The 17,840-nt window shown below is 50.1% G+C and carries 13 protein-coding genes; 11 read left to right on the plus strand and 2 right to left on the minus strand.

Annotated features, from left to right (window positions below):
* Positions 1-163: 163 nt before the first annotated feature.
* Complete coding sequence (gene proB, locus LZP69_RS07780) at positions 164-1,282, plus strand: glutamate 5-kinase (RefSeq protein ID WP_234199675.1); 1,119 nt, start codon at positions 164-166, stop codon at positions 1,280-1,282.
* 125 nt (positions 1,283-1,407) lie between these two features.
* A complete protein-coding gene (locus LZP69_RS07785) occupies positions 1,408-2,682 on the plus strand; it encodes a glutamate-5-semialdehyde dehydrogenase (protein WP_234199676.1) in 1,275 nt (424 codons plus the stop codon).
* A 98-nt stretch (positions 2,683-2,780) separates the two neighbouring features.
* On the opposite strand, the gene LZP69_RS07790 is transcribed toward LZP69_RS07785, so the two are convergent.
* On the minus strand, positions 2,781-3,701 hold the full coding sequence (locus tag LZP69_RS07790) for a DMT family transporter (protein ID WP_234199678.1): 921 nt from the start codon (positions 3,699-3,701) through the stop codon (positions 2,781-2,783).
* Between the two features lie 360 nt (positions 3,702-4,061).
* Here LZP69_RS07790 and dnaK point away from each other — a divergent pair, with 360 nt between their 5' ends.
* From dnaK to greA, 7 genes are all read left to right on the plus strand, one after another.
* Entirely contained in the window at positions 4,062-5,975 is a 1,914-nt protein-coding gene (gene dnaK, locus LZP69_RS07795; protein ID WP_234199679.1) for a molecular chaperone DnaK, read from the plus strand.
* 368 nt (positions 5,976-6,343) lie between these two features.
* Positions 6,344-7,474 carry a molecular chaperone DnaJ gene (dnaJ, locus tag LZP69_RS07800; RefSeq protein ID WP_234199680.1) on the plus strand — a complete coding sequence of 377 codons (1,131 nt, stop codon included), beginning with the start codon at positions 6,344-6,346 and terminating at the stop codon, positions 7,472-7,474.
* Positions 7,475-7,751: 277 nt separating this feature from the next.
* A complete protein-coding gene (locus LZP69_RS07805; RefSeq protein ID WP_234199682.1) occupies positions 7,752-8,369 on the plus strand; it encodes an FKBP-type peptidyl-prolyl cis-trans isomerase in 618 nt (205 codons plus the stop codon).
* A gap of 121 nt (positions 8,370-8,490) precedes the next feature.
* Positions 8,491-9,306, plus strand: a complete 816-nt coding sequence (dapB, locus tag LZP69_RS07810; protein ID WP_234199684.1) for a 4-hydroxy-tetrahydrodipicolinate reductase — start codon at positions 8,491-8,493, stop codon at positions 9,304-9,306.
* Between the two features lie 160 nt (positions 9,307-9,466).
* Positions 9,467-10,639: a glutamine-hydrolyzing carbamoyl-phosphate synthase small subunit gene (carA, locus tag LZP69_RS07815; protein WP_234199685.1), complete on the plus strand. Its 1,173-nt coding sequence runs from the start codon at positions 9,467-9,469 to the stop codon at positions 10,637-10,639.
* Positions 10,640-10,659: 20 nt separating this feature from the next.
* On the plus strand, positions 10,660-13,884 hold the full coding sequence (carB, locus tag LZP69_RS07820; protein WP_234199687.1) for a carbamoyl-phosphate synthase large subunit: 3,225 nt from the start codon (positions 10,660-10,662) through the stop codon (positions 13,882-13,884).
* A 327-nt stretch (positions 13,885-14,211) separates the two neighbouring features.
* Positions 14,212-14,688 carry a transcription elongation factor GreA gene (gene greA, locus LZP69_RS07825; RefSeq protein WP_234199689.1) on the plus strand — a complete coding sequence of 159 codons (477 nt, stop codon included), beginning with the start codon at positions 14,212-14,214 and terminating at the stop codon, positions 14,686-14,688.
* A gap of 64 nt (positions 14,689-14,752) precedes the next feature.
* Here the strand turns inward: greA and yhbY are convergent, their stop codons facing one another.
* Complete coding sequence (yhbY, locus tag LZP69_RS07830) at positions 14,753-15,052, minus strand: ribosome assembly RNA-binding protein YhbY (protein ID WP_234199691.1); 300 nt, start codon at positions 15,050-15,052, stop codon at positions 14,753-14,755.
* 91 nt (positions 15,053-15,143) lie between these two features.
* Between yhbY and rlmE the strand changes: the two genes are divergently transcribed.
* Both rlmE and ftsH read left to right on the plus strand, forming a co-directional pair.
* Entirely contained in the window at positions 15,144-15,773 is a 630-nt protein-coding gene (gene rlmE / locus LZP69_RS07835) for a 23S rRNA (uridine(2552)-2'-O)-methyltransferase RlmE (protein WP_234199692.1), read from the plus strand.
* A 62-nt stretch (positions 15,774-15,835) separates the two neighbouring features.
* Positions 15,836-17,794 carry an ATP-dependent zinc metalloprotease FtsH gene (gene ftsH, locus LZP69_RS07840; RefSeq protein WP_234199693.1) on the plus strand — a complete coding sequence of 653 codons (1,959 nt, stop codon included), beginning with the start codon at positions 15,836-15,838 and terminating at the stop codon, positions 17,792-17,794.
* The last annotated feature ends 46 nt before the right edge of the window (positions 17,795-17,840 follow it).

Consider the following 17,840-nt stretch of genomic DNA (forward strand, 5'->3'; position numbering starts at 1 on the left):
TTATTAGATCAACTTTAGCAAGATTCGCTTTAATAAAGGGCTATAGGAATATGGCCCTTTTTGTTTTCTGCTATTCTCATCTCAGCTTGTTGCAACACAACTACCAATTTCCTCTGAGATTGGGTATAAATCTAGATCCGGTAATTTTCTTTCAATAATGCAGATGAACTTAAGTGAGATTGGTTATCGCCGCGTGGTGGTAAAACTCGGTACCAGTGTGTTGACCTCAGGTGAGCGTAGCCTGGATAAGGCGCACATGGTGGAGCTTGCCCGGCAGATGGCAAGCCTGATGAAATCCGGTGTTGAGGTGGTGCTTTGTACCTCGGGCGCCATTGCTGCCGGCCGCGAACATCTAGGTTACCCGGCGCTCGCCGATACCGTCGCCAATAAACAGCTGTTGGCGGCTGTGGGTCAGAGTCAGTTGATCCTCGCCTGGTCACAGCTTTTCAGTATTTATGGTCTGCATGTGGGACAGTTGCTGTTGACCCGGGCAGATCTCCATGACAGAGAGCGTTACCTTAACGCCCGAGACTCACTCAATGCTCTGCTCGATAATGGCATAGTGCCCATCATCAACGAGAATGATGCTGTGGCCACCAATGAGATCAAGGTGGGCGACAATGATAACCTGTCGGCACGTGCAGCCCTGCTGTGCGATGCGGATCTGCTTATCCTGCTGACAGATCAGAAAGGCTTGTTCGATGCCGATCCCCGCAGTAATCCCGATGCCAAGTTGATCAAACAAGTGGTTAATATCGATGACAGTCTACGTCGTCTGGCAGGCGGCGCCGTTTCTGGTCTGGGTACAGGCGGAATGGCGACTAAGTTGCAGGCGGCAGATATTGCCCGCCGCGCCGGTATCGAAGTGGTGATCGCCTCAGGCCACCACCCTCAGGTGATACTGCAGGCTGTGTGTAAACAGGCGGTCGGCACCCATTTTACCGCCCTAGATAATCCCCTAGAGAGCCGTAAGCAGTGGATCCTTGCTGGACCTGCTACACGAGGCCAGTTGGTGCTGGACAGGGGCGCGATTGTTGCGGTGACAGAGAAGGGCCGCAGCCTGCTATCTAAGGGGATCTTAAGTGTCAGCGGTGAATTTGATCGCGGCGCAACCCTGCAGCTGGTGGATGAGACCGGCCGCGAATATGCCAGGGGCATGTGCCGTTACAGCGCGAAAGAACTTAAACATATTGCAGGTAAACATTCGACCGAGATTGAGCCAATATTAGGTTATGACTATGGTGATGCCGTGGTGCATCGTAACGATATGGTCGTGCTTTAGCATACGTTTTGCAGTGTGAAGTATGAAGTGTGATAAAGATTCGCTGAGGTGAGGTAGTGGGCAGTGCTCATATTGGCAGTGCTCATATAGGGTAGTGCTCATATTGGCAGTGCTTGGGGGAGAGAATGACAACAAATCATCAAGCCTATTTAGAACAGTTAGGTCAACAGGCCAAACAGGCCAGTTATGCCTTGGCGAGCCTGACTGGAGTGCAGAAACAGCAACTCTTAAGCGCCATCGCCAATAAGCTGAGCGCATCGAGCGCATCGATTATCGCCGCCAACCAACTGGATGTGGCCAGGGCAAGAGAGCAGGGCTTAAGCGAAGCGATGATAGATCGTCTGCTGCTGGACAAATCCCGTCTCGATGGCGTGATTAAGGATATCGACAATGTGATAGCCCTTGCCGATCCCGTCGGTTCAGAGATAGAGAGTCAGCTGCTGGATAACGGCCTGCGACTGTCGCGTCGGCGCGTACCCTTGGGGGTGATAGGCGTTATCTACGAGGCGCGCCCCAATGTGACTGTGGACATTGCCGTGCTGGCATTAAAGACAGGCAATGCGGTGATCCTGCGCGGCGGCAAGGAGACACTCAATTCAAATCTGGCCTTAAGTGAGGCGATACGCGAGGCGATAACCGAGCAGGGCCTGCCGGCCGATGGGGTGCAACTGATTCAGAGTGCCGACCGGGAGCTGGTTAGCGGCTTATTAAAGCTGGATAAGTATATCGATATGATAGTGCCCCGCGGTGGCCAGCATCTGCAGCGGTTGTGCGCCGAGCAGGCGACCATTCCGGTCATCTTAGGAGGCATTGGTGTCTGTCATCTCTATTGCGATAAAGAACTGGATATAGCGTGCGCCATCGAGGTGATCATCAATGCCAAGGTGCAGCGGCCAACCGTCTGTAATGCGCTCGATACATTGCTGGTTCACAGCGCGGTTGCCGAGGCGTTACTCGCAAAACTGCTGCCACGGCTGCACGAGCTGAAGGTGAAGTTTTATGGCTGTGAGCGTACAAAACAAATTGCAAAGGGCATTGGGCTTGAGGTGATGCCAGCCGACGATGAAACCTATGCCCAGGAGTGGTTATCACTCACCTTAGGTCTTAAGGTGGTCGATGAGATGGAGGGCGCTATCAGCCATATTCGCCGTTTCTCCAGTGGTCATTCCGAGGGGATCTTAACTGATAACTTGCACGCATCGAGCCGTTTCGTTAACCAGGTGGATGCGGCGGCCGTGTATGTCAATGCCAGCACCCGCTTTACCGATGGCGCGCAGTTTGGCCTGGGCGCCGAGGTTGCTGTATCGACCCAGAAGCTCCACGCCCGTGGCCCTATGGGGTTGGAGGCGTTAACTACTTATAAGTGGATCGGAATAGGCGATTATACCGCCAGGCCATAAAGACGAGAGCCATAAATTCGAGAGCCATAGCAAGATGCCAGCCATTTCATTTTAGTAATTCAATGCAGTGGCTGGCATTTTTGTCTCTTTTGAGCCTGTTACAGCCCAGAGGGAAGATCGGGTTTGGGCGACAGGCGTTTTAGCTTGGGCAGCAGTTGCTGCAACAGCAGCGCCGAGATAATAAGGCCGAGGCCAATCAGGGTCGAGGAGGTGATCGCCTCTTGCAAAATCCAGGCGATAAAGCCGACGGACAGCACAGGCGTGATAAACACTAGCGTGGTGATATTGGCGGTGCGGTCGGTTTTTTTCAGCGCCAGCAGCCAGAGCACGAAAGTCACCCCCATCTCAAACAGGCCAACATAGACAGCGGCGCCGAAGGCTTTTAGATCCCAGCTGGGCAGACTCTGTGTCATCAAAAGTGTTAGCACAATAAAGGGCAGGCCAAGCAGGAAGCTAAGCAGCAGACTGACCACGGGATCGCCCTTATCCTTAGTATTGATAATCCAGTAAAGCGCCCAGAACAGGGTGCTGGCCAGGGCAAACAACACGCCTGTTGGACTATCTACCTGAAAACTGCCGATATCGCCCTTAGTGGCGATCACAAATACGCCGCAGTAGGCGATAAGGGCTGAGAGAAGGTCGCTCTTACGCAGGCCCTGTTTAAGTAGGGGCACAGCCAGCAAGGGCAGTAAAATCGCCCAGGTGTAGTTGAGCGACATCGCCTGCTGGGCAGGCAAAAGGTCGTAGGCCTTAAACAGCACCAGATAATAGAGAAAAGGGTTGAGCAGGCCGGTTTGCAGGTAAAACCAGGGGCGCTCAAGCAGCTGGGTCTTTATCAGGGAGAGTTTACCCATCATAGCCAATATCAACGTCAGGGCGACTATCGAGGTGGATACGGCAATAAAAAGTAGCTGCAGCGGCGTGAAATGACTCAGGGCCAATTTAAATGCGGTGGCAACGGTCGACCAGAAAAAGATGGCGGCACCGGCAAACAGGTAGGCTTGATGGTTTGATGTCACTGCTGTTACTCGCAAATAAAGAGGGCTAAGGCGCCGATTGAGCCATCACATAGGGTCTATGGCCGGGTGAGCTGAGTTTATTATATGTTGTTTCTTTAGTGAACGCCGTTTTTACATCTGTTTTGTGATTTGGAAAATCTCTGCTTAATGCCCCTTAAGTAGGTGCATGATCGCGCTTATGGAAAATTTTTCTCAATTTCCCCTTGTAATCATTTCTCACGTCCCAATATAGGGTGTTAAGGAAAGATATCGGGATGATACGTAAGTTTCAAAATCGGGCTTGAAATCCATTTCGCCTATCCCCATATCTGCAACAGATGACAAATTTAGCGTTAGTGAAACGTTTTTTCGGAGGACCCCATGGGTAAAATTATTGGTATCGACTTAGGTACAACCAACTCTTGTGTTGCTGTGTTAGACGGCGGTAAAGCGCGTGTGATTGAGAATGCTGAAGGCGATCGTACTACTCCTTCAATCATAGCTTACACAGGTGAAGAAGTTCTGGTTGGTCAGCCTGCGAAACGCCAAGCTGTGACTAACCCAAAGAACACTTTCTTCGCGATTAAGCGTCTTATCGGTCGTCGTTTTAAAGACGACGAAGTGCAGCGCGATGTTAACATCATGCCATTCAAAATTATCGGTGCAGACAATGGTGATGCATGGGTAGAAGCGCACGACAAGAAGATGGCACCGCCACAAGTATCTGCTGAAATCTTGAAAAAGATGAAGAAAACAGCCGAAGACTTCTTAGGTGAGCCAGTAACAGAAGCGGTTATTACCGTTCCTGCTTACTTTAACGATTCACAACGTCAAGCCACTAAAGATGCCGGCCGCATCGCAGGTCTTGATGTTAAGCGTATTATCAACGAGCCAACGGCTGCTGCACTAGCTTATGGTATTGACAAGAAGCAAGGCGACAATATCGTTGCGGTATACGATTTAGGTGGTGGTACATTCGATATCTCTATCATCGAAATCGACAGCGTTGATGGCGAACAAACCTTCGAAGTTTTGGCCACCAATGGTGACACTCACCTAGGTGGTGAAGATTTCGATAACCGTCTGATCAACTATCTGGCTGATGAGTTCAAGAAAGAGCAATCTTTGGATCTACGTAACGATCCGCTAGCAATGCAACGCTTAAAAGAAGCGGCTGAGAAAGCCAAGATCGAACTTTCAAGCACCACCCAGACAGAAGTTAACCTGCCATACATCACAGCCGATGCGACAGGTCCTAAGCACTTAGTGGTTAAGATCACCCGTGCCAAGCTGGAGTCTTTGGTAGAAGACTTGATCGCCCGTTCACTTGAGCCACTAAAAGTTGCCCTGGCCGATGCGGATCTGTCTGTATCAGACATCAACGAAGTGATTCTTGTGGGTGGTCAGACACGTATGCCTAAAGTACGTGCTGAAGTTGCTGCCTTCTTCGGTAAAGAGCTACGTCAAGACGTGAACCCAGACGAAGCGGTTGCTATCGGTGCTGCGGTTCAGGCCGGTGTACTGGCTGGTGACGTGAAAGACGTACTGCTGCTTGACGTAACCCCGCTTTCTCTAGGTATCGAAACCATGGGTAGCGTGATGACTAAGCTGATTGAGAAGAACACCACTATCCCAACTAAGGCGAGTCAAACCTTCTCAACTGCCGATGACAACCAAAGCGCCGTAACTATTCACGTGCTGCAAGGTGAGCGTAAGCAGTCAAGTGCCAACAAGTCTCTGGGTCAATTTAACCTTGAAGGTATCGAGCCTGCACCACGCGGCATGCCACAGATTGAAGTGGCCTTCGATATCGACGCAGATGGTATCTTGCATGTTTCTGCGACCGACAAGAAGACAGGTAAGGCACAGAACATCACCATCAAGGCCTCTTCTGGTCTGAGCGATGAAGAAGTGGAAGCTATGGTGCGTGACGCCGAGGCGCACGCCGATGAAGATGCTAAGTTCGAAGAGCTGGCAACGGCACGTAACCAAGCTGATGGCCTAGTTCATGCGACTAAGAAGCAGATTGAAGAAGCCGGTGAAGCACTGCCAAGCGAAGACAAAGAGAAGATCGAAGCTGCGATGGCTGAAGTAGAAACAGCATCTAAGGGCAAAGACAAAGACGCGATCGACACTGCGACTCAAGCCTTGATCGAAGCGTCTGCCAAGTTGATGGAAATTGCTCAAGCTAACGCTCAGGCTGCCCAAGGTGGTCAAGCAGAGCAAGGCAAAGAAGCGCCAGCTGATGATGTTGTCGATGCTGAATTTGAAGAAGTGAAAGACGACAAAAAATAATCCGGGCCTGACCTAGATTATTTCCAGCGGGCGTTATGGGGAAACTCTAACGCCCGTTTGTACAACTTTAGGGTCAGTTGACCTTTGCTGTTTGTTTTTGCAGTCATTTGTTGGTCAGTTATACAAGGCAGAGCCTGTGCGGTGTGGTGTTCTTATAAACCAGAGTCACATAAACAGGCGATAACGCCGTAGAAATGGCCAACAAACACTGTCCAAAGGATTCATCTAAACGCGCCTTGCCCTGCGTTACTTGCGGCTTACATAGAATAACTATGCTGCGCAGCGCGTGCCTTGGGCACAACGCGTTTAGATTGAACAAAAAGTAAACCTAAAAGGTCAACAGACCCTAGCGCAGAAAGTATGAGACTATGTCAAAGCGAGATTATTACGAAGTATTGGGCGTAGGCCGCGACGCCAGCGAACGTGAAATTAAGAAGGCTTACAAGCGGTTAGCCATGAAATTGCATCCAGATCGCAATCCGGGTGACAAGACGGCCGAAGCCAATTTTAAAGAAGTCAAAGAAGCTTACGAAATTTTAACCGATAGCGATAAGAAGGCCGCTTATGATCAGTTTGGTCATGCGGGTGTCGATCCTAATCGCGGTGGCGGTGGTTTCGGTGGCGGCGCTGACTTTGGCGACGTATTCGGTGACGTATTCGGTGATATCTTCGGCGGTGGACGCCGTGGTGGTCAGCGTCAGGCAGCACGAGGAAGCGATCTTCGCTATAACTTAGAGCTGTCATTGGAAGAAGCGGTGCGTGGCCTGACCAAAGAGCTGCGTATTCCGACCTTAGCCACCTGTGATCTGTGTGATGGTAGCGGCGCCAAAAAAGGCACCTCGCCAACCACTTGTGGCACCTGTCATGGTCAAGGCCAGGTGCAGATGCGCCAGGGCTTCTTCGCTGTGCAGCAAGCCTGTCCTACCTGTCATGGCCGCGGTAAGATCATCAAAGATCCTTGCGGAAAGTGTCATGGCGAAGGCCGCGTAGAGAAGAGCAAGACACTGTCGGTGAAGATCCCTGCCGGTGTGGATACGGGCGATCGTATTCGTCTTTCCGGTGAAGGGGAAGCGGGCGAGTTTGGTGCGCCCCCCGGCGATCTCTATGTGCAGGTAACCGTCCGTGAACACGCTATTTTTGTGCGTGACGGCAATAACCTCTACTGTGAAGTGCCTATCTCATTTAGCACGGCTGCCCTTGGCGGTGAAATTGAGGTGCCTACTTTAGATGGTAAAGTGAATCTTAAGATCCCATCGGAAACCCAAACCGGACGCATGTTCCGTCTGCGGGGCAAAGGAGTGAAGTCGGTTCGCAGCCATGCCGTAGGTGACTTGCTCTGCAAGGTGGTGATGGAAACGCCTGTGAACTTAAGCGAAAAGCAGAAAGAGTTGCTGCGGGAGTTTGATAACACCTTAACGGGCTCATCGAAAAAGCACAGCCCTAAGGCTGAAGGTTTCTTCGATGGTGTGAAGAAGTTCTTCCAAGATTTAAACAGCTAAGTCAGTTTAAAAAAAACCTCGCATCGCGAGGTTTTTTATGGCGCAGACTCAAGGTGCCCCATTGGATTTATAGCTTAGGTTTTTATTCATGGGCTTAGCTGCACGATTATGCAGTGGGGCGAATTTGGCCTAACTGCTGAGCTTCAGGGCGTGTGGGGATCAGCATGCCATTGAAAGCAAAAAGAGTGTGACTAATTATGGGATTTATGAGTTTTTTGTCACTTTCTATGATAGAATCCGCCGCGAAATTTAATTGCAAAACGAGAGTCGTATTATTATGTCTGACAAGTTCACAAGCATTGAACAGCATGCCAGCTATGGCGTAGGTCGCCAACTCGGTGAGCAACTAGCCGCAAACTCTTTTGAAGGTATCGATATTTCTGCTGTACAGGCAGGTTTATCTGATGCGTTTGAAGGCAAAGAAAGCGCCGTATCTATGCAAGATCTTCAAACAGCGTTCACTGAGATCAGTCAGCGTATCCAGAAAGTTCAAGAGGAAGCGGCCGCTGCAGCATCTGCAGAAGGCGAGTCTTTCCTAGCTGAGAACAAACAGCGTGAAGGCGTTATCACCTTAGATTCAGGCCTGCAGTATGAGATCATCACTGAAGGTAATGGTGACAAGCCAAGCTACGACTCGACCGTACGTACTCACTATCACGGTACTTTCATTACTGGTGATGTGTTCGATAGTTCAGTGCTGCGCGACCAGCCTGCCGAGTTCCCAGTGTCTGGTGTGATTGCCGGTTGGACAGAAGCCCTGCAATTAATGCCTGTAGGCTCTAAGTGGAAACTCTATGTGCCTCATCACTTAGCCTATGGCGAGCGTGGTGCCGGTGCGGCGATCCCGCCTTATTCCGCTTTAGTATTTGAAGTAGAATTACTCGATATTTTATAATCAAATAGCCTAAGCTCAGCTTAGGCTTTTTTTTGTAAATACTGTGTATAGACAAAATTAAACAGGTGTATTTAGGTAGCAATACCTAAAGTGAACGTCAGGTCAAAACGGGGATAATTGGATGACAGAGCAAGTAAGAGTCGCTATTACCGGTGGCAGTGGTCGCATGGGCCGAACTCTTATTGAATCGGCCAAGCTCAACAGCAACATCTTGTTAGGTGCTGTGATTGAGCGTGCGGGTTCGACATTAATTGGGGTTGATGCGGGTGAACTGGCCGGCGTTGGTTCGATAGATGTTGCTATTACCGATAACCTAGATCTTGTCGTAGATGATTTCGATGTCTTAATCGATTTCACTTCGCCAGAGGCCAGCGTATTTCATACCGATTGGTGTGCCCGCAATGGCAAGGCGATCGTGATTGGGACGACAGGCTTCAATCATGCTCAGAAAGAGCAGATCGCGGCCTACGCGGAAAAAACACCAATCGTGTTGGCACCGAACATGTCTGTGGGCGTGAACTTGATGTGGCGCCTGCTGGAAGTGGCTGCCGAGGTGATGGGCGATTATACCGATATCGAGATCATCGAAGGCCATCACAGATATAAGAAGGATGCGCCATCAGGCACGGCACTCAAGATGGGCGAGGTGATCGCCGAGGTCTTGGGACGTGATTTGGAAAAATGCGCCATTTATGGTCGCGAAGGGATCACCGAAGAGCGCAGTCGCGATACCATAGGTTTCTCGACCATTCGCGCCGGTGATCTTGTCGGTGAGCACACGGCTATGTTTGCCGATATTGGTGAGCGCCTGGAGATCACCCACAAAGCATCGAGCAGAATGACCTTTGCTAATGGTGCAATGCGTGCGGCATTCTGGTTAGGCGAACAGCCGTCCGGATTGTATGACATGCAGCAGGTGTTGGGCCTGAAACCTTGATCTTAAAAAACGCCAAATTTTGGCGTTTTTTTTTTGAGAAATACCCTTGCTTTACTATAGACGAAATACAGTTTCACCTATAGAATTGACGGAATTTGTCAAAATTTCGTATTAAAGCGGAAGTTGGTATCTTAAACTTAAAATAAAACCCTATTATACAATGGCTTGGCTCTTTTCGGAGGTCGCGTTGACAAAGTCTGCCTTACTCGTACTCGAAGATGGAACCGTATTCTCTGGCACAGCAATTGGTGCCGATGGACTTGCAGTCGGTGAAGTTGTTTTTAACACTTCAATGACTGGTTACCAAGAGATCCTCACGGATCCTTCCTATTCTCGTCAAATCGTTACTTTAACTTACCCTCATATCGGTAATACCGGTACTAACAGTGAAGATGTGGAATCAGATGCAGTGCATGCATGTGGTCTTATCATCCGAGATCTGCCGCTGGTAGCAAGTAACTTTAGAAATCAACAAACCCTCAGCGATTATTTAAAAGCGAATAATGTCGTCGGTATTGCTGATATAGATACCCGTAAACTGACGCGTATCTTAAGGGAGAAAGGGGCACAGGCTGGCGCTATTTTAGTCGGTGATATGGATGAAGCTAAGGCGCTTGCCGCCGCGAAAGCTTTCCCTGGATTGAAAGGCATGGACTTGGCCAAAGAGGTTACCACAGATAAGCAATATCAATGGCGCAGCGGCAGCTGGCGTCTGGTGGGTGGCCTGCCCGATGATACCCCTGAGTCAGACCTCAAATTTAAGGTTGTGGCCTACGATTACGGCGTTAAGCGCAACATACTGCGTATGCTGGTTGACCGTGGTTGCGATGTGACTGTGGTGCCTGCAAAGACTCCGGCTACAGAAGTGCTGGCGATGAATCCTGATGGGGTGTTCCTGTCAAATGGCCCTGGCGACCCAGAGCCCTGCGATTACGCCATCGAGGCGATTCAAGAAATTCTAAAAACCGATATTCCGGTATTTGGTATCTGTCTGGGCCATCAGCTGCTGGCATTGGCCTCTGGTGCGAAAACACTCAAGATGAAGTTTGGTCACCACGGTGCCAACCATCCTGTGAGCAACATTGCCCTAGGTAATGTGATGATCACCAGTCAGAACCATGGTTTCGCTGCCGATGAAGCGAGTCTGCCAGCCAATATCAAGGTGACCCACAAGTCGCTGTTTGATGGCTCGTTGCAGGGTATTCATCTTACCGATAAGCCTGCCTTTAGCTTCCAGGGTCACCCCGAAGCGAGTCCAGGCCCCCATGATGCGGCCCCATTGTTTGATCACTTTATCGAGTTGATTGAACAGTATCGTCACAACGCTAAGTAGTTCGGGAGAAGGTTTCAGCAATGCCAAAACGTACAGACATAAAAAGTATTCTAATCCTGGGCGCGGGCCCTATCGTGATAGGTCAAGCCTGTGAGTTTGATTACTCAGGAGCTCAGGCGTGTAAAGCGCTGCGTGAAGAGGGTTACCGAGTCATTCTGGTTAACTCAAACCCTGCGACCATCATGACTGACCCTGAAATGGCCGATGCCACTTACATCGAGCCGATTCACTGGGAAGTGGTACGCAACATTATTGCCAAAGAGCGCCCCGATGCGATTCTGCCTACCATGGGGGGGCAGACTGCACTGAACTGTGCCCTTAAGCTTGAAAGCGAAGGGGTACTGGCAGAATTTAACGTCGAGATGATAGGTGCGACCGCCGATGCCATCGATAAGGCCGAAGATCGTAGCCGTTTCGATGCAGCGATGAAGAGCATCGGTCTTGAGTGTCCACGTGCGGGTATCGCCCACAGCATGGACGATGCTTATAAAGTGCTCGATGAAGTAGGCTTCCCTTGTATTATCCGTCCCTCTTTCACCATGGGTGGCAGCGGCGGTGGTATCGCTTACAACAAAGAGGAGTTCGAAGAGATCTGCTCTCAGGGTCTAGATCTGTCTCCGACCAACGAGCTGCTGATTGATGAATCTTTGATCGGTTGGAAAGAGTATGAGATGGAAGTGGTCCGTGACCGCAACGATAACTGCATTATCGTCTGTTCTATCGAAAACTTCGATCCTATGGGCGTCCACACTGGTGACTCAATTACCGTAGCACCTGCCCAGACTCTGACAGATAAAGAGTATCAGTTGATGCGTAACGCATCGCTGGCGGTACTGCGTGAAATTGGCGTCGAAACCGGTGGTTCAAACGTTCAGTTTGGTATCAACCCTAAAGATGGCCGTATGGTGATCATCGAGATGAACCCGCGTGTATCGCGCTCATCTGCGCTGGCATCAAAAGCGACAGGTTTCCCTATCGCCAAAATCGCCGCTAAGCTGGCGGTGGGCTTCACTCTTGATGAACTGAGCAACGACATCACAGGTGGCGCAACACCTGCGTCGTTCGAGCCTGCAATCGATTACGTTGTGACTAAGGTGCCACGCTTTAACTTCGAGAAGTTTGCCGGTTCAAATGACCGTCTGACGACTCAGATGAAGTCAGTGGGCGAGGTGATGGCAATCGGCCGTACCTTCCAAGAATCTCTGCAAAAAGCCCTGCGCGGTCTGGAAGTGGGGATTAGCGGTTTAGATCCTATTGTCGATATCGAAGAGAGCGATGCCATTTCCCGCATCCGTCATGAGCTCAAAGAGCCGGGCGCCGAGCGTATTCGCTATATTGCCGATGCTTTCCGTGCCGGCCAAAGTTTAGAAGACATCTTCAAACTGACCAATATCGACCCTTGGTTCCTAGTACAGATTGAGGAGCTGCTTGAGCTTGAGACTCAGGTGAAAGAGGGTGGCATGTCTACCCTGGATAAAGATTTCCTCTTCAAGTTAAAGCGTAAAGGTTTTGCCGATTCTCGTCTTGCTGTCCTGCTTGGGATCAGCGAGTCTGAGATGCGTAAACTGCGTTACCGCCATGAGATCTACCCTGTCTATAAGCGCGTGGATACCTGCGCGGCCGAGTTCTCGACCGATACTGCTTACATGTACTCAACCTATGAAGAAGAGTGTGAAGCTAATCCATCAGAGCGTGAGAAAATCATGGTGATTGGTGGTGGCCCTAACCGTATCGGCCAGGGTATCGAATTCGATTACTGCTGTGTTCATGCGGCGCTGGCACTGCGTGAAGATGGTTACGAAACCATTATGGTTAACTGTAACCCTGAGACAGTATCGACCGATTACGATACCTCAGACAGACTCTACTTCGAGCCTATTACCCTTGAAGATGTGCTTGAGATTGTACGTATTGAAAAGCCAAAAGGTGTGATTGTGCACTACGGTGGTCAGACACCACTGAAACTGGCTCGTGACTTAGAGGCCGCTGGTGTGCCTATTATCGGTACCAGCCCAGACGCCATTGACCGCGCCGAAGACCGTGAGCGTTTCCAGCAGGCGATTCAACGTTTAGAGATGAAGCAGCCTGAAAACGATACTGTGACAACAGTGGAAGGTGCGGTGATCTCTGCCGAGCGTATAGGATACCCTCTGGTGGTTCGTCCATCCTACGTATTGGGTGGTCGCGCCATGGAGATAGTGTACGACGAGCAGGATCTGCGTCGTTACTTTAACGAAGCGGTAAGCGTATCGAACGCCTCGCCAGTACTGCTGGATCACTTCCTCGATAACGCCACTGAGGTAGATATTGATGCCGTGTGTGACGGTAAGACTGTGGTGGTTGGCGCCATCATGGAGCATATCGAGCAAGCGGGTGTTCACTCGGGTGACTCAGGTTGTTCACTGCCACCTTATACTCTGAGCCAAGCGATTCAGGATGAGATGCGCGAGCAGGTGCGTAAGCTGGCGATGGAACTTGGGGTTGTGGGTCTGATGAACGTGCAGTTCGCTGTGCAGGACAACACCATCTATATGATTGAGGTAAACCCTCGCGCAGCCCGTACCGTACCATTTGTGTCTAAGGCAACCGGTGTGCCGCTGGCCAAGATCGCCGCGCGTGTCATGGCTGGTCAGTCGCTGGAAGAGCTGGGCTTCACTGAGGAGGTGATCCCACCTTTCTACTCGGTGAAAGAAGTGGTGCTGCCATTCAACAAGTTCCCGGGTGTTGATCCGCTGTTAGGCCCTGAAATGCGCTCAACCGGTGAGGTGATGGGTGTGGGTGATACCTTCGCTGAAGCCTATGCCAAGGCTCAGCTGGGTGCCACCTCCGAGGTGCCTAAGTCAGGCCGCGCCTTATTGTCTGTGCGTAACAGCGATAAGAAGCGTGTGGCAGACTTAGCGGCTAAGTTGATTGAGTTGGGTTATGAGATAGATGCGACTCACGGCACTGCGGTTGTGCTTGGGGAAGCAGGGATCAATCCACGTCTGGTTAACAAGGTACATGAAGGTCGTCCTCACATTCTTGACCGCATCAAGAACGATGAGTACACCTATATAGTGAACACCACAGAGGGGCGTCAGGCGATTGAAGACTCGCGTCAGCTGCGCCGCGGTGCGCTGCGTTATAAGGTGAATTACACTACGACCTTGAACGCTGCCTTCGCGACCTGTATGGCTCACGCAGCCGATGATCGCAGCAACGTGACTTCGGTGCAGGAGCTGCATCAGCGAGTGCTGGCTAAATAGTCGTAGTCTCTACTGGAAAAAGGCCGCGAAAGCGGCCTTTTTTATTGCGGAGCTTTCATTTATGCCATTTAGTCGCTTTACTTGTAGGTGTTGATATCCTGTTAGGTATGGAGGAATTGTGTCTGGATTTGCCTACCGTCTGTAAGATGAAGCACCGGACAATTAAATAATTCTGCAGTTTTGTGATTATCTCAATGGGAAGCCATGGCTTCTGTGTTTATCCCAGTATAGAATTGGATCATTCCATACCGTTTTTATACTTAGCCGGTGTCCTCAAATGGGTCAGGCCGGCTAGGGTGCTTTTGTGCTAAGGAGACAGTCGTTTCTATGAATAAGGTTCCTATGACAGTTGTTGGTGCAGAACAACTACGTAAAGAGTTAGATTTTTTAAAATATGAAAAACGCCCACAAATTGCTGAAGCCATAGGTGAAGCAAGGGAACTTGGCGATCTGAAGGAGAACGCCGAGTATCACGCTGCTCGTGAAGAGCAGGGGATTTGTGAGGCGCGTATTCGCGACATCGAAGGTAAGCTGTCGAATGTGCAGATCATCGATGTGACCAAGATGGAAAACAGCGGAAAGGTGATTTTTGGCACTACAGTGACTATCTTAAACCTAGATACCGAGGCGGAGTCGACCTACCGTATCGTAGGCGAGGATGAGGCCGATATTAAGGCTAATCTGATCTCAGTAACATCGCCCATCGCCCGTGGACTTATCGGTAAGATGGAGGGAGATGAGGTGAGCATCTCGACGCCAGGCGGGTTAACTGATTTTGAAATTACCGCGGTTGAATATATTTAGGCTTAACTAGCAAGTCACAAAAAAGCCGCTAACAGTTAGCGGCTTTTTGTTAAGCAAAACAGGATTATTTTGCCCGAGGGAGGGCAATCTTCATTTCTGGAGACTGACGGAACAGGACCAATACGTGACCGATAAGCTGTACTTTGCTCGCTTGAGTTTCGCGTACTATGGCGTCAACGACTGCATTTTTTAGCTCTCTGTCTCCAGAGGCTACTTTCACTTTGATTAATTCATGATGAGAGAGTGCATTATCAATTTCAGCCAGTACACCTTCAGTCAGACCATTAGAACCAAGCTGTACAACAGGCTTTAGGTTATGTGCTAAGCCCTTTAAGTGCTGTTTTTGTTTGGTGGTTAAGTTCATTTCTACCAACTTTATGCTGAGTTACTGTTGAAAAACCGCTATTCTACCCTCATATAGCCTTTGTGTAACTTATATTTGTCGCGGATTTTAAATGTCAGGTAAAAAACGAACAGCCAGTTCCACCCGATGGATGCAGGAACATTTTGATGATCACTATGTTAAGTTGGCGCAAAAACGGGGATTTCGCTCGCGGGCGGCGTTTAAAATCGAAGAGATACAAGAGAAAGATAAACTGATCCGCCCTGGGATGACAGTGGTGGATCTCGGTGCTGCGCCGGGTGGTTGGTCGCAAGTGGCGGTGAAACTGGCCGGTGATAACGGTAAGGTGATCGCCTGTGATATCTTGCCGATGGATCCGATTGTCGGTGTCGACTTCCTGCAAGGGGATTTTCGTGAAGAGAAGGTGCTTAATGCCCTGCTCGAGCGGGTCGGTGATGCTAAAGTCGATGTTGTACTTTCCGATATGGCACCTAATATGAGTGGTACAGGCGGTGTCGATCAGCCTCGTGCCATGTATCTGGTGGAGCTTGCGCTGGATATGTGTCATCAGGTATTGGCACCAAATGGAAGTTTTGCTGTCAAAGTCTTTCAGGGGGAGGGCTTTGATGAGTATATGAAGGCGGTAAAAGCGGCGTTCACTACCGTCAAAACACGTAAGCCAGACTCATCGCGACCACGTTCGCGTGAAGTCTATCTTGTGGCGACAGGGTACAAGTTGTAGTACTCTAGCGTTAGTAAGTCAGTAACTGCAAGACTTAAAGAGGTCTAGTAATTTTGAGTGATATGGCAAAAAATTTAATTCTCTGGGTTGTCATCGCCGTCGTGCTGATGTCAGTGTTTCAGGGTTATTCCCCCTCTTCATCGAATTCATTGAAGATGGATTATTCGGCGTTCTTGGACGATGTACGTTCCGGGCAGATTAACACTGTCGAAGTTAAGAGCGATCAAAGAACGATTGAAGGTACTAAGCGTACCGGTGAAAAGTTCATTACTATCATGCCTATGTATGATCAGGATCTGATTAACGATCTTGATCGTAAAGGCGTGACCATGAAAGGTCAGGAGGCCGAAGAGTCTGGCTTCTTAACCCAAATCTTTATCTCCTGGTTCCCTATGCTACTGCTGATCGGGGTGTGGATCTTCTTCATGCGCCAGATGCAAGGTGGCGGTGGTAAAGGCGCCATGTCATTTGGTAAGAGTAAAGCCAAATTGATGAGTGAAGATCAGATCAAGACCACCTTTGGTGATGTTGCTGGTTGTGATGAAGCCAAGGAAGATGTCAAAGAGCTGGTGGATTACCTGCGTGAGCCAACTAAATTCCAAAAACTGGGTGGTCGTATTCCAACGGGCGTCTTGCTTGTCGGCCCTCCAGGAACAGGTAAAACCCTGCTTGCCAAGGCGATTGCCGGCGAAGCAAAAGTGCCATTCTTTACCATTTCCGGTTCAGACTTCGTTGAGATGTTTGTCGGTGTTGGTGCATCTCGTGTGCGTGACATGTTCGAACAGGCCAAGAAATCGGCTCCTTGTATCATCTTTATCGATGAGATCGATGCCGTAGGTCGTCAGCGTGGCGCGGGTGTCGGTGGTGGTCACGATGAGCGTGAGCAGACACTTAACCAGATGCTGGTTGAGATGGATGGTTTCGAGGGGAACGAGGGGATCATCGTTATCGCCGCAACCAACCGCCCAGATGTGCTGGATGCGGCATTATTGCGTCCTGGCCGTTTTGACCGTCAGGTGGTGGTAGGATTACCCGATGTGCGCGGCCGTGAACAGATCCTTAAAGTCCATATGCGTAAAGTTCCGCTGGCAGAAGACGTTAAAGCCAGCGTGATCGCCCGTGGTACACCTGGCTTCTCTGGCGCAGACCTTGCTAACCTAGTGAACGAAGCTGCATTGTTTGCTGCCCGTGGTAACCGCCGCGTGGTGGGTATGGAAGAGTTTGAGAGTGCTAAAGATAAGATCATGATGGGCGCAGAGCGTCGCACCATGGTGATGTCTGAAGAAGAGAAAGAGATGACCGCCTATCACGAAGCGGGTCACGCTATCGTCGGCTGCCTGGTACCTGAGCACGATCCCGTGCATAAGGTTACTATTATTCCTCGTGGCCGCGCCCTTGGGGTGACATTCTTCCTGCCTGAGGCCGATGCTATCAGCCAGAGCCGCAGAAAGCTGGAGAGTCAGATCTCCGTGGCCTATGGTGGTCGTATTGCTGAAGATCTTATTTACGGCAGCGAGCGAGTATCGACTGGTGCGTCTCAGGATATTAAATATGCCACTTCGATCGCCCGTAACATGGTGACTCAATGGGGCTTCTCAGACAAACTGGGTCCTGTGCTTTATGCTGAAGATGAAAACGAAGTCTTCTTAGGTCGTAGCATGGGTAAGTCGCAGCACATGTCAGATGACACTGCCAAGATCATTGATGATGAAGTGAAGATGATCATCGACAACAATTACCACAGAGCACATAAGTTCCTCACCGACAATATGGACATTCTCCATGCGATGAAGGATGCTCTAATGAAGTATGAAACCATTGATGCGCCGCAGATCGAAGACTTGATGGCGCGCCGTGAAGTGCGTGCTCCAGCCGACTGGAACATGGATGAAAATGGCAACAATAGCGGAAAAAACGGTGGTAAACCAGCGGCCGCCGAGTCAGAAGAGAGTGTTGAAGCTCAGGACATAGACTCTCAGGATGAGCCTAAAGATGTCGACGAGTCACCAGTGACTAAGTAATAAGCTTGAAGTATTCAGTCATTCGTTTCGATTGCTGATCGAGAGA

The sequence above is a fragment of the Shewanella sp. AS1 genome (assembly GCF_021412565.1).
In the GTDB taxonomy this organism is placed as follows: domain Bacteria; phylum Pseudomonadota; class Gammaproteobacteria; order Enterobacterales; family Shewanellaceae; genus Shewanella.